Here is a 14,543-nt window from a genome sequence, read left to right on the forward strand (position 1 = left end):
CGAGGAAAACAATATGTTCACCAAAATCCTGATTGCCAACCGCGGTGAAATCGCCTGCCGCGTGGCCGCCACGGCTGCGCGACTCGCCATCAAAACCGTCGCGGTGTACTCCGATGCGGATGCCAACGCCAAGCACGTGGCCGCCTGCGACGAGGCGGTGCACATCGGTGGCAGCGCACCCAAGGACAGCTACCTGCGCTGGGAAAAGATCATTGCTGCGGCGCAGGCCACGGGCGCGCAGGCTATTCACCCGGGTTACGGCTTCCTGAGCGAAAACGAAGAGTTCGCCCAGGCCTGCGCGCAGGCGGGGCTGGTGTTCATCGGCCCGCCCGCATCGGCGATCCTGGCCATGGGGCTGAAGGCCGAGTCCAAACAACTCATGGAAAAGGCCGGCGTGCCCCTGGTGCCCGGTTACCACGGCAAGGACCAGGACCCCGCGCTGCTGCAGCGCGAGGCGGACCGCATTGGCTACCCCGTGCTCATCAAAGCCAGCGCGGGTGGCGGCGGCAAAGGCATGCGTGCGGTGGACAAGGCCGAGGACTTTGCCGCTGCGCTGGCGTCGTGCAAACGAGAAGCCATCAACAGTTTTGGCGATGACGCGGTGCTGATCGAGAAGTATGTGCAGCGTCCGCGCCATATCGAGATCCAGGTGTTTGGCGACACGCTGGGCAACTATGTCTACCTTTTCGAGCGCGACTGCTCGGTGCAGCGCCGCCACCAGAAGGTGCTGGAAGAGGCACCCGCGCCCGGCATGACGCCAGAACTGCGCGCCCGCATGGGCCTGGCCGCAGTGGAGGCGGCGCGCGCGGTGAACTACGTGGGCGCCGGCACGGTGGAATTCATTGTGGAACAACCTCTGGGCTATGCACACCCCGAGGCCATGAAGTTCTACTTCATGGAAATGAACACCCGCCTGCAGGTGGAGCACCCGGTGACAGAAGCCATCACGGGGCTGGACCTGGTGGAGTGGCAGCTGCGGGTGGCGGCGGGCGAGCCGCTGCCCCTGCAGCAGGACCAGTTGCAGATCCAGGGCCATGCGATTGAGGCGCGCATCTGTGCCGAGAACCCCGACAACAACTTCCTGCCCGCCACCGGCATGCTGCAGGTCTACGGCCAGCCCGCGCATGTGACTTTTGAGCGCGCCAGCCACGGCACGCGCGTGGACTCCGGCGTGCGCCAGGGCGACACCATCAGCCCCTTTTATGACTCCATGGTGGCCAAGCTCATCGTGCATGGCGTCACGCGCGCCGAAGCGCTGGCGCGGCTGGACGCGGCGCTGGCGCAGACGCACATCGTGGGGCTGGCGACCAATGTGCAGTTCCTGCGCCATGTGACGACCAGCGCCGCGTTTGCCAAGGCGGAGCTGGACACGGCGCTGATCCCGCGCGAAGCGGCGGCGCTGTTCCAGCAGGACAAGGTGGGCCTGCCGCTGGCGGCGGCCGCGCTGGTGGCGCACACGCTGCAGGCCGAGCAGGCGCAAGCCACGGCCACGGACGCCAGCGGCTGGCGCGACCCCTGGGCGCAGCGCGATGGCTGGCGTTCGCACGGCGCCTCGGTACGCAGCTTTGCGCTGGAGTACGCCGGTGCGCCGCACACCGTGTTGTTGCACACGCAGCGGGGCAGCCTCACGTTGACGGTGGGGGCTGACACGCTGGCATTGGCCTGGACGGCGAATGCCAGCGGTGCGCTGGATGTGCAGTTGGGCAGCCAGCGCCTACAGGCGAATGTTTATCGAAATGGCGATGTAGCCCACGTATTCACAGTGCAAGGCGCTACACAAATCGTAGCGGTTGATGCACTGGCGCATGCCGGTGAAACCCATGCCGAGGGCGGCCGCCTGACCGCGCCCATGCCGGGCAAGGTGGTGTCGTTTGCCGTGAAGGCGGGCGATGCGGTCAAGAAAGGCCAGGCGCTGGCGGTGATGGAGGCCATGAAGATGGAGCACACCATTGCGGCGCCGGCGGACGGCACGGTGGCCGAGCTGCTGTTTGCGCCTGGTGACCAGGTGACCGAGGGCGCCGAGTTGCTGCGCCTGGCCACGGCCTGAGGCAGGGGTGGACGCGGGGGCTTTGCAAAGCGGCGAAAATCCCGGCATGTCTTCCCTGCGCATTACTTACTACTCGGCCGACATGGATGCGGCCTCCTGGATTCCCGGCCTGCAGGCCGCATTGCTCGGCGCCACTGTCACCCTGTGGGAGCCCGGCGCCCCGCAAGCGGACTACGCGGTGGTCTGGAAGCCGCCCCAGCAAATGCTGGACGAGCAAACCAGCCTGAAAGCCATCTTCAATACCGGCGCCGGCGTGGATGCGCTCATGCAGCTGCGCCTGCCTGTGGGCGTGCCCGTGGTGCGGTTGGACGACGCGGGCATGTCGGTGCAGATGGCGGAGTACGTCAGCCACGCCGTCATCCGCCATTTCCGCGAGCTGGATGGCTATGAAAGTGACATGGCCATGGGCAAGTGGTCCTTTCGCAAGCCGCGCAGCCGTGCCGACTACCCCGTGGGCGTGCTGGGCCTGGGCGTGCTGGGCGAGCGTGTGGCCAAGGCGGTGGCGCAGTTCGACTTCCCGGTGAATGGCTGGAGCCAGTCGCCCAAATCCATTCCCGGCGTGCAGTCCTTCCACGGCGCTGCACAGCTGGGCGCCTTTCTGGCTGCCAGCCGCATCGTGGTCTGCCTGCTGCCACTCACGCCAGACACCGAGAACATTCTCAACGCCGAACGCCTGTCAAAAATCCGCTCCGGCGGCTATGTCATCAACGTTGCGCGCGGTGCCCATGTGGTCGATGCGGACCTGCTGGCTGCCATCGACGGCGGTCACCTGGCCGGCGCCACGCTGGATGTGTTCCGTGTGGAGCCTCTGCCGCAGGGCCATGCCTTCTGGAACCATCCCAAAATCACCATCACCCCCCACACCTCTGCTCGCACCCTGCGCAGCGAGAGCATTGCCCAGATCGCCCGCAAGATCGCCGCGCTGCAGAACGGCGAAGCCGTGGCCGGCCGCGTGGATGCGGCGCGCGGCTACTGAACCGAAAGACTGACCATGTCCATCCCCTCCAAAGTCAAGATCATCGACGTGGGCCCGCGCGACGGCCTGCAGAACGAGAAAGAGCCCGTGCCCGCCGCCGTGAAGGTGGAGTTGGTGCACCGCCTGCAGGACGCGGGCCTCAAGGAGATCGAGGTCACCAGCTTTGTGTCGCCCAAATGGGTGCCGCAGATGGCGGACAACGCCGAGGTGATGGCCGGTATCACGCGCAAGCCGGGCGTGCGCTACTCGGTGCTCACGCCCAATATGAAGGGCTACGAGGCGGCAGTGCTGTCCAAGCCCGACGAGATCGTGGTGTTTGGCGCTGCCAGCGAGGCCTTCAGCCAGAAGAACATCAACTGCTCCATCGAGGAAAGCATTGAGCGCTTCCGCCCCGTAGCGGCAGCGGCCAAGGCGGCGGGCATTGCAGTGCGCGGCGCCATTTCCTGTGCCGTGGGCTGCCCCTACGAGGGCGAGATCGCGCCCGAGCGCGTGGCGCTGGTGGCGCGGCTCATGAAGGACATTGGCGTGGAACACGTTGGCGTGGCCGACACGATTGGTGTGGGTACGCCGCTCAAGGTGCAGCGCGCGCTGGACGCCACGCTGCAGTACTACAGCGTGGACGAGATCTCCGGCCACTTTCACGACACCTACGGCATGGCGCTGGCCAATACGCTGGCCTGCCTGGAGATGGGCATCTGGCACTACGACACCTCGTCCGCCGGTCTGGGCGGCTGCCCCTATGCCAAGGGCGCCACCGGCAATGTAGCGACCGAAGATGTGGTCTACATGCTGCATGGCATGGGTATCGAGACCGGCATTGACCTGGACAAGCTCATCGACGCGGGCAAGTTCATCAGCGACTTCTTGCAGCGCAAGCCGCATTCGCGCGCGGCCAATGCGCTGCTGACCAAACGCCTGGGATAAACAACACGATGTGTGGAGCTGAATTGACAGAATTACCTGAAGGCGTGCAGCGCGTGGCGGCCGCGTTGCAAGCGAAGAACCACCCCCACAGCCCGGTGATGCTGGACGGCGCCGCGCGCACCGCGCAGCAGGCCGCCGATGCGCTGGGTGTGGCCGTGGGCCAGATTGCCAAGAGCATCATCTTCAAGCGAATCGAAGACGACGTGGCGGTGCTGGTGGTGACCTCGGGCGACCGGCGGGTGGACGAGGCCAAGGTGGCCGCGCTGGTAGGGCCGCTGGGCCGGGCCAATGCGGCCTTCGTGAAAGAGCGCACGGGGTTCAGTATCGGCGGCGTGAGCCCGGTGGCGCATGCCATGCCCGGCGTCACGCTGATTGACCAGGAGCTGTTCCGCTTTGAAGAAGTGTGGGCCGCTGCGGGCCACCCGCATGGCGTCTTCAAGCTGCACCCGGAACACCTGGTGGCGCTGACCGGCGCACCGGTGGCTGATGTGGTGGAAGCGCCTGATGCGGAAGACGAGCTGGATATTCTGGCGTGCCAGAGCGCTATAAAAATGCTAGCTGCTCGCGCACTGTCCGTGGGGGCTATGACCGAAAATGTGCCAAGCCCCTGCGTCAACGTCTGCCGCATGAACACGGGCAGCGGCCTGTGCGAAGGGTGCTTCCGCACCATCGACGAAATCCGCGAGTGGGGCCGCAGCGACGATGCGGCCAAGAAGCGGATGTGGGCCGAGATCACCCAGCGCCTGCGCCAGACCCACCCCGAAGCCTTCTCCTGAATTCCCCTCCCGGGCCCGCCATGCACCAGATCACCTTCTACCTGGACTTCATCTCGCCCTATGCCTACCTGGCATTTGAGGAGTTGCCGCTGGCGCTGCAGGGCCTGAGCTACCAGGTGCACTACAAGCCGGTGTTTCTGGGAGGTCTGCTCAAGCACAACGCGGTGCTGGGCCCGGCCGAAGTACCGCCCAAGCGCGCCTGGATCTACCGCCATGTGCAGTGGCTGGCGCAGCGCCAGGGCACGGCGCTGCAGTTCCCGGCGGCGCACCCCTTCAACCCGCTGGGCCTGCTGCGGCTGGCGGTAGCCAGTGATGCCCAAGGCCTGCCCAACCGCTATGTCTGCGAGACGCTGTTTCGCCATGTGTGGCAGGGCGGTGCCGATGCGGCGGATGCGCAGCGCCTGGCGGACCTGACGCAGACGCTGGCTCCGGTGCTGGACCCCGCTGGCGCGGACGCCAAGGCCTTGCTCAAGGCGCATGGCGATGAGGCCATTGCACAGCAGGTGTTTGGTGTGCCCAGCTTTGCGGTGGACGGCAAGGTGTTCTGGGGCCTGGACGCGCTGCCCATGCTGCGCGACTACCTGCAAGGCGGCAGCTGGTTTGCTGACGCCGATGCTGACACCCGCTGGGATGCCGTGCACAGCTACCCCTCGGGAATACCCTTGCGTGGCGCGTGAGCTGCCGCCATGTGAAATGCGGTTTAAGGGTTAGACCTTAAACCGTCAGAGGCGCGTCAGTTTCGCGCAAGCCAGCGTTGGTTTCGCGTCAGAGCAGGGTCAGTGCCCCCTCCAAAAATAAGGCCAACCTCCATCCCGGAGGCCCTACAACAATTGGAGACAAGCACTATGGCAACAACAGCCCCACGGCCGATGTCTGCGGAAGAGAAGAAAGTTATCTTCGCTTCCTCACTCGGCACCGTTTTCGAGTGGTACGACTTCTACCTCTACGGTTCCTTGGCAGCCATCATCGCCAAGCAGTTCTTCAGTGGTCTGGACGAAGGCTCCGCCTTCATCTTCGCGCTGCTGGCGTTCGCTGCGGGCTTTATCGTCCGACCCTTCGGCGCCATCTTCTTCGGCCGTCTGGGCGACATGATCGGTCGCAAGTACACCTTCCTGGTGACCATCCTGATCATGGGCTTGTCCACCTTTATCGTGGGTATCTTGCCCACCTACGCCTCCATCGGTGTGGCGGCTCCTGTCATCCTGATCGTGCTGCGTCTGCTGCAGGGTCTGGCCTTGGGCGGTGAGTACGGCGGCGCTGCCACCTATGTGGCCGAGCACGCTCCGCACGGCAAGCGCGGTGCTTACACCGCTTGGATCCAAACCACGGCCACCATGGGCCTGTTCCTGTCCCTGATGGTGATTCTGGGCACCCGTACTGCCATTGGTGAAGACGCCTTCGCTGACTGGGGCTGGCGCGTTCCCTTCGTCGTGTCCATTCTGCTGTTGGCCGTGTCGGTCTACATCCGTTTGAGCATGAACGAATCCCCCGCCTTCCAGAAAATGAAGGCGGAGGGCAAGACCTCCAAGGCCCCCCTGTCCGAGTCCTTCGGTCAGTGGAAGAACCTCAAGATCGTGATCTTGGCCCTGATCGGCCTGACCGCTGGTCAAGCGGTGGTCTGGTACTCTGGCCAGTTCTATGCCCTGTTCTTCCTGACGCAAGCCCTGAAGGTTGACGGTGCAACCGCCAACATCATGGTGGCAGTCTCCCTGATCATCGGCACACCGTTCTTCATCGTGTTCGGCTCGCTGTCTGACAAGATTGGCCGCAAGCCCATCATCCTGGCCGGTTGCCTGTTGGCCGCAGTGACCTACTTCCCCGTGTTCGAAGCACTGACGAAGGCTGCCAACCCTGACCTGCACGCCGCACAGCAAGCCAACAAGGTGACTGTGACTGCGGATCCGGCTGAGTGCTCCTTCCAGTTCAACCCCACCGGTACCAAGAAGTTCACTTCCAGCTGCGACGTTGCCAAGCAACGCTTGGCCGGTGCTTCCGTGTCCTATGACAACATCGTGGCTCCCGCCGGTACACCCGCTGTGATCCACGTGGGTACGACCGAAGTGAAGGTCAAGTACACACCGGAAGACATCGCTGCTGCCAAGGCCAAGGCCGAGGAAAAGCTGGCTGCTGCTTCGGCTGCCAACCCCGTGGACCCCAAGGCCGTGGAAGCTGCCAAGAAGTCCGTGGCTGACCTGAGCAACGAGAAGACCGCTGGCGCGACCTTGCTGGGCGCCAACCTGGGCGCTGCCCTGAAGGCCGCCAACTACCCCGCCAAGGCAGACATGGCCAAGTTCGACAAGGTCAAGGTCGTGATCATCCTGACCTACCTGGTGCTGCTGGTGACCATGGTGTACGGCCCTATTGCCGCCATGCTGGTGGAAATGTTCCCCACCCGCATCCGCTACACCTCCATGTCTCTGCCCTACCACATCGGTAATGGCTGGTTCGGCGGCCTGCTGCCCACCACCGCCTTCGCCATCGTGGCCCAGACCGGCAATATGTACAACGGCCTCTGGTACCCCATCATCATCGCGGCCTCCACCGTGGTGATCGGCGGCCTGTTCGTCAAGGAAACCAAGGACGTGGACATTTACGCCAACGACTGATTGGTGTTCTGAAGTTGAGTTAACGCCCTGGCCATGGTGGCCGGGGCAATTTCCAGGCTCTCCTTGTGGGGGCCTTTTTTTTGAAAGACGTTGTATGTGGAAAATTGGTTTGGGTTTTGCCGTGTTTGCCGGTCTGGCCCTGTTCATCCTCAGCAAGGGCGGTGATATCGACATGGGCGGCGAGAAACACGGCGCCGACGCTGTGCACACCGAAGCCCCGGCTCCCGCTGCCGCGGCCAGTGCGGGCAAATAGCCGGATTTGCTAGGGTCTTTTTAGGGTTTACCTGATGTTGCTGGCAGCATGAAAGGCCGGTCCAGACAATGGACGCACCCTACAATGCCCGAATGAAATACGCCAAGACGGAGGCAGGACAGCAAGCGTTCAAGGAACGCTCGCCGCTCTTTTCTGCGCGCCAGCGGTCCACCTTCATCCTGTTTGACGGCAGCAAGACCCTGGAGCAGGTGCTGGCCGCCACGGCTGGCATGGGTGTCACCGCTGCCGATGTGGACCACATGGTGGAGCAGGGCTTTCTGGCGCTGTCCCCGGACTCGATGGCGCCCGCTGGCCCGGTGGCATCGGCCGATGGTGTGCTCAACGCCGAAGACGACGCCACACCACCCAGCAACCGCACCCCGCAAGAGCGTTACAGCGACGCCATGCCCATTGCCACCAAGCTCACCGCGGGCCTGGGCCTGCGCGGCTTCCGGCTCAACCTGTCGGTGGAAGCCGCAGCGGGCTATGACGACCTGCTCGCCCTCTTGCCGAAGATCCAGGAAGCAGTAGGCAGCAAGGCTGCCAGGGAATTGGAAAGAGCGCTGAAGGGCTAGTCAGAGCTGCCTAGAATGTCTCTCCCCCTCACAGAGAGCATTCACCTATGTCCCAGGGCACCATCCGCATTCGCGGAGCGCGGCAGCACAACCTCAAGAACATTGACCTCGACATCCGCACGGGTGAACTGACGGTGGTGACCGGGCCCAGCGGCTCGGGCAAGTCCAGTCTGGTGTTCGACACGCTGTATGCCGAGGGCCAGCGCCGCTATGTGGAGACCTTCTCCGCCTACGCGCGCCAGTTTCTGGACCGCATGGACAAGCCCGCCGTGGACAAGGTGGAGGGCGTGCCACCGGCCATCGCCATCGACCAGACCAACCCGGTGCGCTCCAGCCGCTCCACTGTGGGCACGATGACGGAGCTCAATGACCACCTGAAGCTGCTGTTTTCTCGCGCGGGCAAGCTGTTCGACAAGGCCACGGCCCTGCCGGTGCAGCACGACACACCCGAAACCATTTATGGGGAGTTGCTGCGGCGTGCCGCTGCAGAGGCCAACCCGCGTTTGGTACTGACCTTTCCGGTGGAGTTGCCCGGCAGCACCACCGCCGATGAGGTGGTCCAATGGCTCAGCGCCAGCGGCTTCACCCGCGTGCAGGCGGAGCGTGAAATCTCCACCGTCAACGGCGTGCGTAAAGTTCTGGACGTGGTGGCCGACCGCTTCCGTATCGATGGCGTGGAGAAGGCGCGCGCGCTGGAGGCCATTGAGGTGGCGCTCAAGCGCGGCAGTGGGCGGCTCAATGTGTATGTGCTGAATGAGGCCGTAGCCCCCGTGAATTCTTCGCAAGCAGCTCCTGAAACCGTAGCAAACAATACGCCGCAGCAGTGGAGGTTTTCTACCGGGCTGCACTGCCCGCAGAGCGATATCCGCTACGCCGACCCCATCGCCTCCATGTTCAGCTTCAATTCCGCCGTGGGCGCCTGCGAGGCCTGCCGCGGCTTTGGCCGTGTGGTGGGGGTGGACTACGGCTTGGTCATTCCCAACGACAAGCTCACCTTGCGTGCTGGCGCCGTCAAGCCCATGCAGACGCCGGCCTGGCAGGAGTGCCAGGACGACCTGATGCGCCACGCCGAGGCCGCCGGCATTCCGCGCGACACCCCTTGGTACAAGCTGACGGATGAGCAGAAGCACTGGGTGCTCAAGGGCTCGCCCAACTGGAACGGCAAGTGGAACCAGCACTGGTTCGGCGTGGACCGCTTCTTTGAATATCTGGAGAGCAAGGCCTACAAGATGCACATCCGGGTGCTCCTGTCCAAGTACCGCAGCTACACCACCTGCCCCACCTGCGCGGGTTCGCGCCTCAAGACCGAGAGCCTGCTCTGGCGCATCGGCACCAAGGCGCAGGCCGACGCGGTGCTGGAGCCCTCCAAGCGCTTCATGCCCTTGGGCGTGCAGTGGACGCGTGCGCAGCTGGAGGCTTTGCCCGGTCTGTGTCTGCACGACATGATGCTGATGCCACTGGATCGGCTGCGTCGCTTTTTTGATGGCTTGCAGGCGGGGTTGGAAGTTCCCTCCTTGGCTGGGGCGGAACCAGGGGGGGCGGAAGACACCTCATACATTCGCTCCGCGACTGTAAAGTCGGCGCCCTCCGACACCCCTGACTCCGCTTCGCGTTCGGACGAGTCTGAGAAAGCCGCACCTACGGCCTCCGAAGCCGAACACAAAACCCTCAAGCTGCTGTTTGAAGAGGTTTGTACCCGCCTCAAGTACCTGAGCGACGTGGGCATTGGCTACCTCACGCTGGACCGCCAAAGCCGCACGCTGAGTGGTGGTGAGGTGCAGCGCATCAACCTCACCACTGCGCTGGGCACCTCGCTGGTCAACACCTTGTTTGTGCTGGACGAGCCCAGCATCGGCCTGCACCCGCGCGACATGAACCGCATCGTCCACGCCATGCAGCGCCTGCGCGACGCGGGCAACACGCTGGTGGTGGTGGAGCACGACCCGGCTGTGATGCTGGCCGCGGACCGCATGATCGACATGGGCCCCGGCCCGGGCGAGAAGGGCGGGCAAATTGTGTTTGATGGCTCGACCGAAGCCCTGAAGGGCGCGGACACCATGACCGGCGCCTACCTGGGCGGCCGCAAGCAGGTGGGTATGGGCTTCAAGCGCATGGTGGCGCCCAACACACCGCGCCTGATTCTGGAGGGTGCGACGGAGCACAACCTCAAGAACGTGTCGGTGGAGATTCCGCTGCAGCGCCTGGTCTGCGTGACCGGTGTGTCGGGCTCGGGCAAGAGTACGCTGATTCAGGACGTGCTGGCACCCGCGCTCTTGCGCCACTTCGGCAAGGCCACAGAGACGCCGGGCGCACACAGCCGCCTGCTGGGCGCCGAGCAGCTCAGCGAGGTGGTGTTTGTGGACCAGTCGCCCATCGGCAAGACGGCGCGTTCCAACCCGGTGAGCTATGTGGGCGCGTGGGACGCGATCCGCGAGCTGTTTGCGGGTGCAGCCCTGTCCAAGGAGCGCAGCTACACTGCGGCCAAGTTCAGCTTCAACAGTGGTGACGGGCGTTGCCCCACCTGTGGCGGCTCGGGCTTTGAGCATGTGGAGATGCAGTTTCTTAGTGACGTGTACCTGCGTTGCCCGGACTGCGATGGCAAGCGCTACCGGCCCGAGATTCTGGAAGTGACCATCGAGCGCAAGGGCCGCAACGTGAATGTGGCTGATGTGCTGGAGTTGACGGTGAGCGAGGCCGCTGACCTGTTCAGCGCGGACCGCGATGTGATACGTGTGCTGCAGCCGATTGTGGATGTGGGGCTGGAGTATGTGAAGCTGGGCCAGCCCGTGCCCACGCTGTCGGGCGGCGAGGCGCAGCGCCTCAAGCTCGCGGGCTTTCTGGCGGAGGCGGCCAAGGGGGTCAGCGCGAGCAAGCAGTTTCTGGCGCGCAAGGGTTCGCTCTTCATGCTGGACGAGCCCACCACCGGTCTGCACTTTGACGACATTGCCAAGCTGATGCGCGCGCTGCGCAAGCTGCTCGATGCGGGGCATTCGCTGGTGGTCATCGAGCACAACCTGGATGTGATTCGCGCTTCCGACTGGCTCATTGATTTGGGGCCTGAGGGCGGGGACGCGGGTGGTGAGGTGGTGGCGCATGGCACGCCGGAGGATGTGATGCTGCACGCGACCTCGCATACCGGGCAGGCCTTGCGGGACTATGCGGCGGCCATGGGGGTGGTGCATGAGGTGGAGGAGCCGCGCGCTGCTTCCTTGGTGGATGCTGCGGCGGATGGGCTTGCGCCCAGTGCCTCATACATTCGCTCCGCGACTGTAAAGTCGGCCCAAGGCGCAAGCCCATCCACCTCCGAGGGCTCGCTCGCTGACGCTTCGGATTCGATTCGGATCGTCAATGCGAAGGAGCACAACCTGAAGTCGCTGTCGGTGGATATTCCGCGGGGCAAGTTCAGCGTGGTGACGGGGGTGTCCGGGTCTGGCAAATCCACGCTGGCGTTCGACATCCTCTTCAACGAAGGGCAGCGGCGCTACCTCGAATCGCTCAACGCCTATGCGCGCTCCATCGTGCAGCCTGCTGGTCGGCCCGAGGTGGATGCGGTGTACGGCATTCCGCCCACAGTGGCGATTGAGCAGCGGCTCTCGCGCGGCGGTCGCAAGAGCACGGTAGGGACGACCACCGAGGTTTGGCACTTCCTGCGCCTGCTGTACGTGAAGCTGGGTACCCAGCACTGCTTCAAGGATGGTGCGGCCGTGCAGCCGCAGTCGGCTGACAGCATTGCGGCGCAGTTGCTCAAGACCTACCGCGGCCAGCACATTGGTCTGCTGGCGCCGCTGGTGCAGGGGCGCAAGGGTGTCTATACCGAGCTGGCGGACTGGGCCCGCCCGCGGGGCTACACGCATCTGCGCGTGGATGGCAACTTCCTGCCGACCACGGGCTTCCCGCGCATTGACCGCTTCAAGGAGCACAACATCGAGCTGCCCGTGGCCAGCCTGGATGTGACACCCGCCAACGAAGCCGCGCTGCGCGCTGCGCTGGCCGAGGCGCTGACCCACGGCAAGGGCATCGTCCAGGTGCTCAGCGACATCGGCAGCCTGCGCGATGCCATGGTCGCCGGCGCGCCCGCTGCGGGCATTGGCCGGTTGCAGGTGTTCTCCACCAAGCGCGCCTGCCCGGTGTGCGCCACGTCCTATGCCGAGCTGGACCCGCGCCTGTTCTCCTACAACAGCAAGCACGGCTGGTGCCCCGACTGCGTGGGCACGGGCGTGGCGCTGACCAAGGAGCAGCGCAAGGTGTTTGACGATTCGGTGAAGGACGATGACAACAAGGGCCGCGAGCAAACCTTTGCGGAGGCTGACATTGAAGACCTGCACGATGCGGTATGCCCCACCTGCAGCGGCACGCGCCTCAATGCCACGGCGCGCCACGTCAAGTTCGCCGGCGTGGGCATCACCGACATAGCGCGCCTGAGCGTGACGGATGTTCGCAAATGGGTGCAGACCCTGCAGGTGGCGGGTGCGATGAGCACCCGGGAAGCCGATATCGCTCGCGACTTGGTGCCCGAGATCCGCAGCCGCCTGGAGTTCCTGGAAGAGGTGGGCCTGGGCTACCTCACGCTGGACCGTGGTGCGCCCACGCTCAGCGGCGGCGAGGCCCAGCGCATTCGCTTGGCCGCGCAGCTGGGCAGCAATCTGCAGGGCGTTTGCTATGTGCTGGACGAGCCCACCATCGGCCTGCATGCGCGGGACAACAAAATCCTGCTGGGTGCCTTGCAAAGCCTCAGCGACAAGGGCAATACCTTGGTAGTGGTGGAGCATGACGAGGACACCATTCGCCATGCCGACCATATCATCGACATCGGCCCCAGTGCCGGCAAGCGGGGTGGCCGCTTGGTGGCGCAAGGTTCGCTGGCCGATGTGCAAGGCGTTGCCGAGTCGCAGACCGGACGCTACCTACTGCATGCGATGAAACACCCGCTGGCGGTGCGTCGCGCGATGGTGTCATTTGATGAGTCTCAATTGCTCAAAGCGACACCCGGGGATGACACCACCGCCAAGCCGGCCAAAAAGCTCAGTGCCAAAGCCGCCAAGGCGGCAGCTGCCGCAGCGCAAATAGCCGCCAGCGACGCGGCCAATGCCGAGCACGCCGAACGCGCCCGGATCACCGCCGAATACGCCGCACTCGCAGACCGTCGCACCGCCGAAATGTCCGTCGCAGCAGCGGGTAGGCAGGTGGTGGGTGACGATTTGGCAGTTGCGAAGCAAATGCATGAGGAGCCCGCCGCCGGCCTGCCTGCTGAGAGCCCAGCACCCACGCCGAAGCCAAGAATCGACTGGTTAACAGTTAAAGGCGCCAAGCTCCACAACCTGCAGAACGTGACCGCCCACGTACCCCTCAAGCGCCTGGTCGCCATCACCGGCGTCAGCGGCTCGGGCAAGTCCACACTGGCGCGCGACGTCCTGCTGGCCAACGTGCAAATGGCCGTGCAAAAGCGCAGCACCAAGGCCGGCCGTGATGCGCTGGACGCGGGCGAGGTCCTGCCTTGGACTGGTTGCGATGGCGTTACCGGTTTTGAGACCGTGGACCGCGTGCTCGAAGTGGACCAGACCCCTATCGGCAAGACGCCGCGCAGCTGCCCGGCCACCTACATCGGCTTCTGGGACACCATCCGCAAGCTGTTTGCCGACACGCTGGAGGCCAAGGCGCGCGGCTACGCGGCCAACCGCTTCAGCTTCAACACCGGTGAAGGCCGTTGCCCCAGCTGCGAAGGGCAGGGCATGCGCACCATCGGCATGAGCTTCCTGCCCGACGTGAAAGTGATCTGCGAAACCTGCAAGGGCGCACGCTTCAACCCCGAGACCCTGGCCGTCACCTGGCGCGGCAAGAGCATTGGCGACGTGCTGCAGATGGAAGTGGACGAGGCCGTGGACTTCTTTGCCGCCATGCGCAGCATTGCGCACCCGTTGCAACTGCTCAAGGACGTGGGGCTGGGCTACCTGGCCCTGGGCCAGCCCTCGCCCACGCTGTCGGGCGGTGAGGCACAGCGTATCAAGCTGGTGACCGAACTCGCCAAGGTGCGCGACGACATCGGCAAGCGCGGCCAAAAGGCGCCCCACACGCTGTATGTGCTTGACGAGCCTACCGTGGGCCTGCACATGAGCGATGTGGAAAAGCTCATCCATGTACTGCACCGCCTCGTCAATGGCGGCCACAGCGTGGTCGTCATCGAGCACGACCTGGACGTGATTGCCGAAGCCGACTGGATCCTGGACCTGGGCCCCGAGGGCGGTAGTGGTGGGGGCCAGGTGGTGGCCTCGGCCTCACCGGATGCCGTGGTTGCGCTGGGTACCCATACCGGCAAGGCGCTGGAGGCGGTGCTGGCACGCTAGACCGCTGACACCCCGAAGAACAAGCCCGGCGAGTCCGGGCTTGTT

The 14,543-nt window shown here is 64.6% G+C and carries 9 protein-coding genes and 1 pseudogene; all 10 read left to right on the plus strand.

Annotation, left to right across the window (positions count from 1 at the left end):
• The first annotated feature begins 13 nt into the window (after positions 1-13).
• The 10 genes and pseudogenes from AC1RNN_RS16210 (at position 14) to uvrA (ending at position 14,498) form a co-directional block, all read left to right on the plus strand.
• The gene (locus tag AC1RNN_RS16210; protein ID WP_493090118.1) at positions 14-2,047 is read left to right on the plus strand and encodes an acetyl/propionyl/methylcrotonyl-CoA carboxylase subunit alpha; all 2,034 of its coding nucleotides are present in this window, start codon (positions 14-16) and stop codon (positions 2,045-2,047) included.
• A 46-nt stretch (positions 2,048-2,093) separates the two neighbouring features.
• On the plus strand, positions 2,094-3,023 hold the full coding sequence (locus AC1RNN_RS16215) for a 2-hydroxyacid dehydrogenase (protein ID WP_493090117.1): 930 nt from the start codon (positions 2,094-2,096) through the stop codon (positions 3,021-3,023).
• Positions 3,024-3,038: 15 nt separating this feature from the next.
• Positions 3,039-3,947, plus strand: coding sequence for a hydroxymethylglutaryl-CoA lyase (locus AC1RNN_RS16220; RefSeq protein ID WP_493090116.1), 909 nt, complete (start codon positions 3,039-3,041; stop codon positions 3,945-3,947).
• Positions 3,948-3,955: 8 nt separating this feature from the next.
• Positions 3,956-4,450 (plus strand): annotated as a pseudogene (locus tag AC1RNN_RS16225) (YbaK/EbsC family protein); the annotation flags it as partial.
• An 81-nt stretch (positions 4,451-4,531) separates the two neighbouring features.
• Entirely contained in the window at positions 4,532-4,723 is a 192-nt protein-coding gene (locus AC1RNN_RS16230; protein WP_493137475.1) for a DUF1289 domain-containing protein, read from the plus strand.
• Between the two features lie 20 nt (positions 4,724-4,743).
• Positions 4,744-5,400 carry a 2-hydroxychromene-2-carboxylate isomerase gene (locus AC1RNN_RS16235; protein ID WP_493090115.1) on the plus strand — a complete coding sequence of 219 codons (657 nt, stop codon included), beginning with the start codon at positions 4,744-4,746 and terminating at the stop codon, positions 5,398-5,400.
• Between the two features lie 168 nt (positions 5,401-5,568).
• Entirely contained in the window at positions 5,569-7,329 is a 1,761-nt protein-coding gene (locus AC1RNN_RS16240; RefSeq protein ID WP_493090114.1) for an MFS transporter, read from the plus strand.
• A 94-nt stretch (positions 7,330-7,423) separates the two neighbouring features.
• Positions 7,424-7,582 carry a hypothetical protein gene (locus AC1RNN_RS16245; protein ID WP_493090113.1) on the plus strand — a complete coding sequence of 53 codons (159 nt, stop codon included), beginning with the start codon at positions 7,424-7,426 and terminating at the stop codon, positions 7,580-7,582.
• A gap of 92 nt (positions 7,583-7,674) precedes the next feature.
• Complete coding sequence (locus AC1RNN_RS16250) at positions 7,675-8,157, plus strand: hypothetical protein (protein ID WP_493090112.1); 483 nt, start codon at positions 7,675-7,677, stop codon at positions 8,155-8,157.
• 47 nt (positions 8,158-8,204) lie between these two features.
• Entirely contained in the window at positions 8,205-14,498 is a 6,294-nt protein-coding gene (gene uvrA / locus AC1RNN_RS16255) for an excinuclease ABC subunit UvrA (RefSeq protein ID WP_493090111.1), read from the plus strand.
• Positions 14,499-14,543 lie beyond the last annotated feature (45 nt).

It is taken from the genome of Rhodoferax sp. GW822-FHT02D07, assembly GCF_058802405.1.